Here is a 2,124-nt window from a genome sequence, read left to right as displayed (position 1 = left end):
ACTCAAATGCATGAGTTAGTGGCTGGCCGGTGGCGGCGGCAGTTGTCAAGTAGGCAAGATAACTGCTCTCCATCCTCAGCCGCTCAGAAGATCGGAGGGCGGCGAAGTGGAACACATGACCTATTTCATGGGGAATCAGGGAACGATCAGAGCTTGCCGTCCCGAACAGTCGTGGGTCCTGCTTTATGTGCAAGATCGGCATCAAGGTATTCAAAACCCCTGCTGCTTCAACGAAGGAGAGATGGGCTATGGGAAACTTGTCGGGGAACGCAGCTTCGCAGGTCGGGCTTTCTGCGAAGGTCCTCATGAGACCAGTTCGCTTACGTCCTAGGGGAAATGCCCCGCGACTGCTTCGGTTGTACGGTCTAAACTGACGCCAAACGGTGTCGTACACGTCCTGGGCTTGGCCGAGGATGCGGAAATGATCCCTAAAAGAGCCCACTGATGTCACGTCACCGTGAGCCAGACTCATGGTGACGTGAATGGGGGCAGTACCCGGTATGGAGTCGGAGTCATCTACGACGCGAATGACCGAGTTTCGGCAATGGATGCGGACATCGACTCGATCGAAGCCCCAGCCGGCGTCGAGCGTCAAGCTGCCGTTCGCATCAGTTAGGGTCCAGCCGAGACCAATACCAAAGGGGCCAATGTGTTCCACGAATAGGCGGCGTAAAGGCACGCCGTCTGTGTCGGTTAATGACGCCGTTACGCGTGCCATGGGTGATTTCCTGAACCGGCATTGCTGCAATCTACGATGATCGGCATAATTATGCTTCCTTAGAGAGCTTATGCATACAGTGTCTTTGACTGTATTTCGAAGTGAAAACTTCAGTTTGACGGTCAAATTATACTTATTAGAGGGGTCCGGATCGATGTGATGGTCACACAGGCCAAACTAGAAACGTGGTTTCGGATTAGCGCCATTAGGCAGGAAGCGCCTTCAGGGCTTCAGAGAAGGGGCGAGGTCATTCCGACTGCTGGCAACGGACCTTTGGTCTGCGGTCAGGGTACCTGAGGTAGTATTCCCGGTTTTCGAGGCGATCAGCTAGTTTCTGACGCTCATGATCAGCCATCTAGCAGGGCGCTAACAAGGATTGACCCGCGATAAAGTGTTGGCATATCGGAAGTCCCGCCCGAACCGACTCCCTAGCACTGCGCAACGCGGCACAAGCACCTTCGAGCCATCGCGCCGCTTCCCTACCAGAGCAACTCGCCATGAGGACCTATGCCTGTGAGTTGGTGTCAGTGTCCCCGCGGGCATGGTCGCGGGGACACTGACGTAGTGGAGTCGCGGACGACGGCATCGCAGAGAGCTCTACTGGTGGCCAATCACGGCCGCGTACTGACTATGAACGCTTCAAGCTGCCTGTGGACACATAGTCCTGTCTATTGCGGTTCGCGAAGTCAGTGGTGACCTGATATGAGAGGGTTCCGTTTGACTCGAGACGCAGAATGACGTCTCTAGTGGCAAAAACGTAGCCGGCACTATTAATAGAAAATACCCTAGTTTTGACTGAATTCTCGCTTCGGATGAAGCTTCCATCACCCCTCTTCCACTTGCATTCACCAGAGCCGCATTTGCCGTAGATTTGAACGTAGACTGGTGTGAGACCCCCACCCGGGGTAATCACTACGCGGGAAATGCTTCGTGTATTCCTGTTCACGTTCTTCCACTCACCGACAAAGTCGGATGAGTTGCCAAAGGTCGGCGGGGCGGCCACCGCGGGAGTCACGGGAGTAAGGAGCAGCGATACGCAAACGACAAGCGTAGTGAGAAGGGCCTTGAATGTCTCTGCAAAGCGTGGCCTGCTGGATGCGCAGTCATTGCGCGCATGGATAAGAAATGTTGAGCTGGTATTGTGGGGCACTGAACTTCCTTAGAGCTACTGGATTAAAGATTTGTCCCGAGCCAATAGAGGCAAGAGAGTTCGTTTGAGGGCGCCTGTAGATGAACATAAGTATTCCTTTCATGGCTTGATGGATGTTTTGTGAGTTGAGACTTGTTACGCAATAAGCATGCCTTTAAGAGAAGGCGGACGCATCCATTAAAAGTGGTAGTTTGTTCATACATCAGATGCGGTAGTCCCTAGATCAAACGCGGTATAGAGGCCTTTGTGCCTGGTG

The 2,124-nt window shown here is 53.6% G+C and carries 1 protein-coding gene; it reads right to left on the bottom strand.

The window, feature by feature from the left end:
- Positions 1-658: hypothetical protein (locus CITRI_RS20375; protein ID WP_237709095.1), on the bottom strand; the 658-nt coding region annotated here is incomplete at its 3' end.
- Positions 659-2,124 lie beyond the last annotated feature (1,466 nt).

Origin of the sequence: Citricoccus sp. CH26A (genome assembly GCF_000224415.1) — a bacterium.
Classification (GTDB): domain Bacteria; phylum Actinomycetota; class Actinomycetes; order Actinomycetales; family Micrococcaceae; genus Citricoccus.
Note: the sequence above shows the minus strand (reverse complement) of the source record. Positions and strands in the feature narration are given on the sequence as shown.